The organism is Mycobacterium sp. (assembly GCF_035603715.1).
Classification (GTDB): domain Bacteria; phylum Actinomycetota; class Actinomycetes; order Mycobacteriales; family Mycobacteriaceae; genus Mycobacterium.
The window spans coordinates 1-7,214 of sequence record NZ_DATNJW010000275.1 but is presented as its reverse complement, the minus strand read 5'-3'; the positions used below and the strand labels follow the sequence as shown (position 1 = coordinate 7,214).

Here is a 7,214-nt window from a genome sequence, read left to right as displayed (position 1 = left end):
AACGGCTCCAGGGTTGCGACGGCTCGTATTCACCCGGATCGTGGCGACCTTCCGATAGAGCGGAACACGCTCGGTCATCAGCGCGCGAAATTTCTCGGCCCGGTCCGGCCCGGCCAGCAGCGGCCGCACCGTGTTACCGCCAGTGCGCCGGATCCCTTCGGCCGCAGTGATTTCCAAGTAGATGACGGCATGGCCGGCCAATGCGGCACGCACCCCGGGAGTGGTCACCGCGCCGCCGCCAAGAGACAGGACGCCGTCATGGGAGGCCAGTGCCGCCCGGATCACGTCTTCTTCGATACGGCGGAACTCTTCTTCCCCGTCGGTGGCGAAGATATCGGCGATACGGCGTCCGGTCCGCTCCTCGATCGCCGCGTCGGTGTCGAGCATGCTGACGTTGAGAGCCTTGGCCAGCCGTCGCCCAATGGTGGACTTACCGGATCCCGGCAGTCCCACCAACACTGCTTTCGGCGCCATCAGAATTACCCGGATGCCCGAACTTCGGTGACCGGCTCCCGCTCGGCCACCGACCGCAGGTACGACTCGATGTTGCGCCGGGTCTCGGTCAGCGAATCGCCACCGAATTTCTCCAGGGCGGCGCGAGCCAGCACCAGCGCCACCATCGTCTCGACCACCACGCCGGCCGCCGGCACCGCACAGACATCCGAGCGCTGGTTGATCGCGACGGCTTCGTCGCCGGTCGTCATGTCGACGGTGGCCAGCGCGCGCGGCACGGTGGAAATCGGCTTCATCGCGGCGCGTACCCGCAGCGGCTCGCCGTTGGTCATGCCGCCTTCGAGCCCGCCGGCCCGGTTGGTCGAGCGCACGATGCCGTCGGGACCCGGGTACATCTCGTCGTGAGCGCGGCTGCCGCGCCGCCGGGCGGTGGCGAACCCGTCCCCGATCTCGACGCCCTTGATCGCCTGAATGCCCATCACGGCTGCGGCGAGTTGGCTGTCGAGGCGGTTGTCGCCGCTGATGAAAGAGCCCAGCCCGACTGGCAATCCGACCGCGACGGCTTCTACGACGCCGCCCAGGGTGTCGCCGTCCTTTTTGGCGGCTTCGATCTCGGCGATCATCGACTCTTCGGCGGCCTTGTCGAAGGCTCGCACCCCGCTGGCGTCGATCGCCGCGAGGTCACCGGGCTGCGGCGGCGGACCCTCGTAAGGCGCCGAATCGCCGATCGAGATGACGTGGGACAGCACCTCGACGCCGAGGGCTTGCCGCAGGAACTGCCGGGCGATGGTGCCGGCCGCGACCCTGGCAGCGGTCTCGCGGGCACTGGCCCGCTCGAGCACCGGGCGCGCGTCGTCGAACTCGTACTTGAGCATGCCCGCGTAGTCGGCGTGGCCGGGTCGCGGCCGGGTCAGCGGCGCGTTGCGCGCCACCTCCAGTTCCGCGGCGTCGACCGGGTCGGGCGCCATCACGGTTTCCCACTTCGGCCATTCGGTGTTGCCGATCTCGATGGCGATCGGCCCGCCGAGGGTGACGCCGTGGCGCACCCCGGCCAGCACGGTGACCTGGTCGCGCTCGAACTTCATCCGGGCGCCGCGGCCGTAGCCGAGGCGGCGGCGGGCCAGCTGGTCGGCGATGTCGTCGGAGGTGACAGTCAGTCCGGCGACCATGCCTTCCACCACGGCCACCAATGCTCGGCCATGGGATTCACCAGCAGTAGTCCATCGCAACACGAGTCCCATCTTCCCACGACAGGCCTCGACAATTAAAAAGCGGCGGACTGCGCGCTACCGCGCACGTCGCGCCGATGCGAGCTGCCAGACACCCAGCACCAGGGCCACGTCGCCCGCACCAGCCAGCGCCCAGTTACCCGCGGAGCTCAGCGGGAGCCAGCCAAGGGCTGCCGCCGCCCACATCGTCGGCGCCAGCAACAGGTTGGAAACGCCGCAACTCAGCACCAGCCCACGCGACAGGGGACGGATCCGGTTCATGCCGAACAGCAACAGGGCGCCCCCGACGAGGAACGACGAGCCACCCGCCAGCAGGTCGGCCCGCGGCACGCCCCACATCTCACCGAGCGGACCGCTCAGCGCGGCGACCACCGCACCCACCACGGTCCAGAAGGCGAGGTCGGTGCCGACGGAGTGCCAGCGCGAGTCGTGGGTTCGGTCATGGCTACGAGAAATCGATGCATTCGTCATGCCCAGAGGGTGCGGCGCGAGCCGCTGCCAGATCGACCGCCGGCGCTGCCAGACGCTGCCAATCGCGGCGGCGACCAGGCGAAGGCGACTTATCGAGTGGTCGTTCCCTGGGGCTTGCTGAGGCTCGTTATCGCGTCATCGAGCGTGCGGTAGAGCGAGAAGAGCTGATCCAGGTCGGTTAGCTCTAGTGGCCTACGGGTTACCGGACTATCCGCTATAACCGCGAACCGACCCCCGGCGAGGGTCATCTTCTCGTGAGTTGCCGCCAGGATCCTCAACCCCGCGGTGGCGAGAAAATCCACGTTGGACAGGTCGATGACGAGCGCGATCGGATCCCCAGCAAGCACGGCGGCGACAACCGTTTCGAACAGCGGACCGCTGGCAACGTCAATGTCACCGACGACGCTGAGAACAGTGATCTCATCGCGATGCGCCACCGATGTCGTGATTTCGCTAGCAGCCACGGTCATCCTTTGTGTCGGCGCGGGCGCGGCGGTCTAATCCTAACTCCGGGAGTCCGTATCGCCGGTGTGGTCGTCACGGCGCGGCGGCTAGAGCACCGCCAGTCCCAGCGCCGCGGCGCTGGCCGCGCACATCGACGGGCCGTGCGGGACCGTCGTCGCCGACCAGCCGAACCGGGCAACCAGCCCGATCACCGCCGTCAGCAGCGGCGCGCCGATCGCCGCGAGCAACCACACGTCGCCGCCGAAGCAGCCGGTCAGTGCGCCCAGCCCAAGCGCCAGCTTCACGTCCCCGGCACCCATCGCCGCCGGTGCCACGGCATGGATCACCAGATACACCGCGGCTAGCAGACTGGCCCCCAGCGCGGCGGCCGGGCCGCGGCCCGAGCCGGCGGCAGCGAGCATGATCACAGCGAAGCCCGGCACCGTGAGCCAGTTGGGCAGCCGGCGCTGACGCATGTCGTAGCCGGTTAGCAGACTCATCCACAGCAACGCGGCTGCAATCGGCATGCGCGGCACGCTAGTCCAAAGCCGCCGCCATCGCCGCTCGCGGCGCGGGTAGGCCTGTGAATTGTTCGACTTGCGCGAAAGCCTGATGCAACAGCATCTGCAGACCGCTGATCACCCGCCCGCCCGCGGCGGCCACCGCGGAGGCCAGCGGCGTCGGCCATGGGTCGTAGATCGCGTCCAGCAGCACCGGCACATTGGCGAAGGACTCCGCGTAACGCGCCGCGACCTCGGCGGGCAAGGTGTTGACCAATACTGCGGCGGCACCGACCGCATCGCTGATCGCTCCGTCGTTCAGGTCGCAGAACCGGGCCACTGCGCCGACCCGGTCGGCCAGCTCGACCAGCTCGGCGGCCTTGTCGGGGTTGCGCGCGACAACGGTCATGTCGGTGACACCCAATTCGGCCAGCGCCACGATCGCCGCCGGCGCGGTACCGCCGGATCCCGCGACCAGCGCGGCACCCGTCGCGAAGCCTTCTGCGCTCAGCGCACCCGCCACGCCGTCGACGTCGGTGTTGTCGGCCCGCCAGCCAGTCGGCGTACGCAGCAGCGTGTTGGCCGAGCCGACCAGCTCGGCCCGGTCGGTGCGCTCATCGGCGAATCGCAGCGCGGCGAATTTACCGGGCATGGTCACCGACACGCCGACCCATTCCGGGCCGAATCCGCTTACGACACCGGGCAATTCGTCGGCGCCGCACTCGATCCGCTGATAAGTCCACTCATCCAGGCCCAGCGCCCGGTAGGCGGCCAGGTGCAGTTGCGGAGAGCGCGAATGTGCGATCGGCGAACCGAGCACCGCCGCCTTTTTAGCGCGCGCTGTCGAGGACACCGTTGCGCTTGGCCAACTCGATGTTCGCCAGATGCTGTTGATAGTCGCGGGTGAACAACGTCGTGCCCTGCGGGTCGATGGTCACGAAGTACAGCCAATCGCCGTCTTCGGGGTGCTCGGCCGCCGTGAGGGCGTCGCTGCCGGGCGAACAGATCGGCGTTGCCGGCAGTCCGTCGTTGGCGTAGGTGTTCCACGGCGTGGGACTGCCGCGGTCGCTGTCGGTGGTGGCGACCTCGCGGCGGTCCAGCGGATAATTCACCGTCGAGTCGAACTCCAGCTTGCGGTGCTCGGCCAGCCGGTTGTAGATGACCCGCGCCACCTTGGCGAAGTCCTGCGGTTTGGCCTCCCGCTGAACCAGCGAGGCGACCACCAGGACGTTGTAGGGCGACATGTTCATCGCGGTGGCGGTGTCCAGCAGGCCCGATCTCGTGTAGTGCTCCGAGCTGGCGCTGATCAATGACTCGAGGATCTCCTGCGGAGACGCCGACGGGTTGACGTTCCAGGTGCCCGGCCCGATCAGGCCCTCGATCCGACGGTGATCGTCACCCATCGCAGTTGCCGACGCGACGGCCCACGGCGGCACGGAAAGTGATGCCAGCGGGGTCTTTTCGGCCGCGGTGCGCAGATCGGCTGCCGCGATGCAGTGCTTGTCGCCGTTCAGCTCGACGCAGCTGGCGTTGGCGATCATGGTGAAGATGCCGGGTGTGGTGGCGTTGGTCTTGACGTCGGTGGTGTCGTCGAGCTGCTCACCCTCGGGGATGACCACCTTGCCGACCCGGCTCGCGGGATCGGCGAGCGCCTTGACCGCCGAGGCCGCCGGAAGCTCGGTGCGCAGCCGGTAGTAACCGGGCTGGATCGCCGAAATCGCGTCGTTGCCTTGCGCGGCCTCGAGGAAGACTTTGACGGTCCGGACGACGTCTTGTTTGTGCAGCGTCTCGCCGATCGCCGTGGTCGAGTCCCCGGGATGCACCTGGATCACCAGGTCCTGTTTGCCGTCGCCGGCGAAGTCGTTTTGTGGGCCGAAGCCGTGCAACATTTTGGAGCCGACGAACGCTGCGACGACAACGACGCCGATAAACAGGGCTACGAGAATTCCGCGGGCGGTGCGCCGTCGGCGACCCTCCCGCTCGGCGCGGAGACGTTCGGCGCGCGAGCGCCGCCGCCGCGGCGGCCCGACCGCCACCGGCTGAGCGCGCTCCCGGCTGTCAGACACCGTTGACCTCCCCGGGCAGCATGGCACGACGTTCGTCGAGCCACCCCTGCAGGATCGCCACCGCCGCCGCCTGGTCGATGACCCTACGCTGGCCCTTGGCCTTGATCCCGGCCTGGCGCAGCGACCGCTGCGCGCTGACGGTCGTCAGGCGTTCGTCGGCCATCCGCACCGGAATCGGCGCGATCCGCCCGGCCAGCGCCTCGGCCAGCTCGATCGCGTCCCGCGCCGAGGGGCCGGTGCGGTCGGCCAGGGTTCGCGGCAATCCGACGACAACCTCGACCGCGTTCAGCTCGGCGACCAGCTCGACCAACCGCCGCACGTGCTTGGCCGTCCGGTCCCGGCGGACCGTTTCCACCGGGGTGGCCAAGATGCCGTCCGGGTCGCTGGTTGCCACACCGATCCGCACACTGCCGACATCGATGCCGAGCCGCCGGCCAGCTCCGGGATCGTCGCTGCCAGGCCGGTCCGGCAGGCGATGCGAGGAGTCCACTCAGCTGATCCTTGCTATCTCTGCGCGCACCGCGTCGAGCGCCGCGTCGATGCCCGACGCGTCCTTGCCCGACCCCTGCGCGAGATCCGCCTTGCCGCCACCACGTCCGTCGACCGCCGCGGCGAGCTGCTTGACCAAATCGCTGGCCCGGATGCCCAGATCCTGGGCCGCGGGATTCGCGGCCACGGCATACGGCACGCTGTCGTTTTCACCCTCGGCGATCAGGGCGACCACAGCCGGATCGTTGCCGAGCTTGCCCCGAATATCGCCGACCAGCGAGCGCAGATCGGCGGCCGTCATGCCGGCCGACATCCGCTGCGCCACCAACCGGACGTTACCGACGTGCTGCGCTCCGGCGGCGGCATTTGCCGCAGCTGCCCGTGCATTGGCCAGCCGGTTGCGTTCGATTTCTTTCTCGGCAACCTTGAGTCGCTCCACCAGGTTCGCGACCCGGGCGGGCACCTCGTCCGAGGGCACCTTCAGCGACGAGGCCAACCCGGCCATCAGCGCCCGCTCCTTGGCCAGGTGCTGGAACGACTCCAGACCGACATAGGCCTCGACCCGGCGCACACCGGATCCCACCGATGATTCGCTGAGAATCGTCACCGGCCCGATCTGCGCCGAGTTGTGCACGTGGGTTCCACCGCACAGCTCGAGCGAGAACGGTCCGCCGATCTCCACCACACGCACCTCGTCGGGGTAGGCCTCGCCGAACATGGCCATGGCGCCCATCGCCCTGGCCTTGTCCAATTGCTCGATGAAGGTGTGCACCTCATAGTCGGCTTGCACCGCCTGGTTGGTCACCTCTTCGATCTCTGTGCGCTGCTCGTCGGTCAATGGACCCTGCCAGTTGAAGTCGAATCGCAGATAGCCCGGCCTGTTCAGCGATCCGGCCTGAACGGCGTTGGGCCCCAGTACTTGTCGCAGCGCAGCGTGCACCATGTGGGTGCCGGAGTGTCCTTGGGTGGCCCCCTTACGCCAGCCAGGTTCCACGGCCGCGATCACGGTGTCGCCCTCGACGAATTCTCCGGACTCCACGTTGACGCGGTGCACCCACAGGGTTTTGGCGATCTTCTGCACATCGGTGACGGCGGCCCTGGCGCTCTCGCTGGAGCCGGTGCCACTGACGCTGCCGGTATCGGCGACCTGCCCACCCGACTCGGCATACAGCGGGGTGCGGTCCAGCACCAGCTCGACGCGGTCGGCACCCGCGGACTCCTCGGTGCCGTGCGCCACCACGGGTACCCGCTTCCCGTCGACGAAGATGCCCAGAATCCTTGCCTGCGAGGTCAATTCGTCGAAGCCGGTGAATTCGGTGGGGCCGGCGTCGACCAGCTCCCGGTACGCCGTCAGGTCGGCGTGCGCGTGCTTGCGGGCTGCAGCATCGGCTTTCGCGCGGCGGCGCTGCTCGGCCATCAGTTCCCGGAACCCGAGTTCGTCCACTTGCAGGCCGGCTTCGGCGGCCATCTCGAGGGTGAGCTCGATCGGGAATCCATAGGTGTCGTGCAGCGTGAAGGCATCCGAGCCGGACAGCACGGTCGCGCCGGATGATTTGGTGGCA

General features: G+C 68.5%; 9 protein-coding genes. All 9 read right to left on the bottom strand.

The window, feature by feature from the left end; genetic code table 11:
* A partial coding sequence (locus tag VN856_RS11630; protein ID WP_325689107.1) for a shikimate kinase occupies positions 1-474 on the bottom strand: 474 nt, incomplete at its 3' end.
* 5 nt (positions 475-479) lie between these two features.
* A complete protein-coding gene (aroC, locus tag VN856_RS11625; RefSeq protein ID WP_325689109.1) occupies positions 480-1,685 on the bottom strand; it encodes a chorismate synthase in 1,206 nt (401 codons plus the stop codon).
* 54 nt (positions 1,686-1,739) lie between these two features.
* On the bottom strand, positions 1,740-2,153 hold the full coding sequence (locus tag VN856_RS11620; RefSeq protein ID WP_325689105.1) for a hypothetical protein: 414 nt from the start codon (positions 2,151-2,153) through the stop codon (positions 1,740-1,742).
* Positions 2,154-2,242: 89 nt separating this feature from the next.
* Positions 2,243-2,623: an STAS domain-containing protein gene (locus VN856_RS11615; RefSeq protein ID WP_414686933.1), complete on the bottom strand. Its 381-nt coding sequence runs from the start codon at positions 2,621-2,623 to the stop codon at positions 2,243-2,245.
* Between the two features lie 81 nt (positions 2,624-2,704).
* Positions 2,705-3,124 carry an A24 family peptidase gene (locus tag VN856_RS11610; RefSeq protein ID WP_325689101.1) on the bottom strand — a complete coding sequence of 140 codons (420 nt, stop codon included), beginning with the start codon at positions 3,122-3,124 and terminating at the stop codon, positions 2,705-2,707.
* A 10-nt stretch (positions 3,125-3,134) separates the two neighbouring features.
* The gene (locus VN856_RS11605; protein ID WP_325689099.1) at positions 3,135-3,950 is read right to left on the bottom strand and encodes a shikimate dehydrogenase; all 816 of its coding nucleotides are present in this window, start codon (positions 3,948-3,950) and stop codon (positions 3,135-3,137) included.
* Entirely contained in the window at positions 3,928-5,163 is a 1,236-nt protein-coding gene (gene mltG, locus VN856_RS11600; protein ID WP_325689097.1) for an endolytic transglycosylase MltG, read from the bottom strand. The genes VN856_RS11605 and mltG overlap by 23 nt, the downstream gene beginning before the upstream one ends.
* Positions 5,156-5,653 carry a Holliday junction resolvase RuvX gene (gene ruvX / locus VN856_RS11595; RefSeq protein WP_325689095.1) on the bottom strand — a complete coding sequence of 166 codons (498 nt, stop codon included), beginning with the start codon at positions 5,651-5,653 and terminating at the stop codon, positions 5,156-5,158. The genes mltG and ruvX overlap by 8 nt, the downstream gene beginning before the upstream one ends.
* On the bottom strand, positions 5,654-7,214 hold a 1,561-nt coding region (locus VN856_RS11590), incomplete at its 5' end, for an alanine--tRNA ligase-related protein (protein ID WP_325689093.1).